General features: G+C 76.0%; 1 pseudogene. It reads right to left on the minus strand.

Annotated features, from left to right (window positions below):
- Positions 1-17: 17 nt before the first annotated feature.
- Positions 18-1,604: pseudogene (locus ACFU99_RS43045) on the minus strand (XRE family transcriptional regulator); the annotation flags it as partial.

Below are 1,604 nucleotides of genomic sequence, written 5' to 3' on the forward strand. Positions count from 1 at the left end.
GGCAGGCGGCAAGGGCCTCACGGCCGTCCGTCGTCCCCCCGGCGGCAGCCCGCCGGGGGCAGCCGGCAGTACGCGACCGGGCCGGGCTGCCCGGCCAGGGCGGGCCGCGGGAAGAGCAGGGCGACGGCCTCCCTGGCGATCTCACGGGACAGCGCGGCGTCCCGCTGCCACTCGATGACCCGCTTGGCCCGCGCCGCGTCGATCGTGGTGGTCACGGAGACGAGCAGCAGCACGGCGAGCAGCGCCACGAGCCGGCGCAGCCGCGTGGTCCGGCGGCGCTCCCGGTCGCCGCGCGCGGTCTCGGCGGCCGTGCAGGCGTCCAGGAACGCCCACTCGCGTACGGTCAGCGGCGCGCCGCCGGTACGGGCCATGTCCTGGGCCATCGCGAGGCGGATGCCCCGGTACAGGGCGCTGTCGTCCTCGCCCAGGTCCTCCCACTCGCGGGCGGCCTCGGCGAGTCGGCGGTGCGGGCGCAGCGCGTCGCGGTTCTCGTCGAGCCAGGTGCGCAGCCGGGGCCAGCAGTGGAGGAGCGCCGTGTGGGCGAGGGCCACACGGTCGTGGTCGAGGGTGAGCAGCCGCGCGGCGGCGGCGCGTTCGAGTATGGCCGCCGTGTCCTCGGGGGCGTCGTCGGGCGAGTCCAGTTCCCCGCGCCGAAGGCGGTGTTCCGTGCCCTCGCCGAAGGCGGCGAGGCGCAGGAAGACATGCCGGGCGGCCGCGCGCTGCCCGTCGTCGAGGGAGGCGTACAAGCGCTCCGCGGTCAGCGCGAGCGCCCCCTCGATGCCCCCGGCCGTCTGTAGCGCGGCCAGCGTCAGCGCGTGACCGCGCCTTCGCCGCCAGGTCTCCAGCAGCGCGTACGAGAGGAGGGGCAGCGCGCCCGCCTCGCCCCGCGCGTGTGCCATCAGCGTGCCGAGCAGGGCCCCTTCGACGCTGAGTCCGGCGAGCCGGGCCGGCTGCGTGATGGCGCCGAGCACGTCGTCGGAGCTCATCGGACCGATGACGACCTGGGCGCCGGGCAGTGCGTCGCGCAGCTCGCCGTGGCGGGCGCAGTGCGCGGTGAAGTCCGCTCGTAGGCCGAGGACGACGCGGCAGCGGCTGTCCGGCGCGCGGACGGCGGCGAGCAGTCCGGCGATGAAGGCGGCCCGGCGTGCGTGCGACGGGCACCGGGTGAAGACCTCCTCGAACTGGTCGATCACCAAAACGATCTCCGTGCCGCCGCTGCCATCGCCGCTGCCGCTGTCGCCGCCTTGAGCGGCGGTGATGTGGCGTACGGCCCGGTGCAGCCCGTACCGGCCGTCCGTGAGCTCGCTTCGCAACGGTCCGGGGGCGGTACGGACGGCTGCGGCGAGCTGTGCCGCGCACTCCTCCCAGGGGTTCGGCCCCGGTGTGAGGACGACGGCGGTGCGTGACGTCGGCGCGGCCTGTAATCGCGGCAGCAGACCGGCGCGCAGGACCGAGGACTTGCCGGAGCCGGAGGGCCCGAGGAGGACGACGAGCCGCTGCCGTTCGAGCCGCGCGACCAGGTCGTCGACGAGGCGCTCCCGTCCGAAGAACCAGTCGGCGTCCTCGGGCCGGAACGCGGCCAGACCGGCGTAGGGCGGCCGATC

The organism is Streptomyces sp. NPDC057654, assembly GCF_042800135.1.
Taxonomy (GTDB): domain Bacteria; phylum Actinomycetota; class Actinomycetes; order Streptomycetales; family Streptomycetaceae; genus Streptomyces.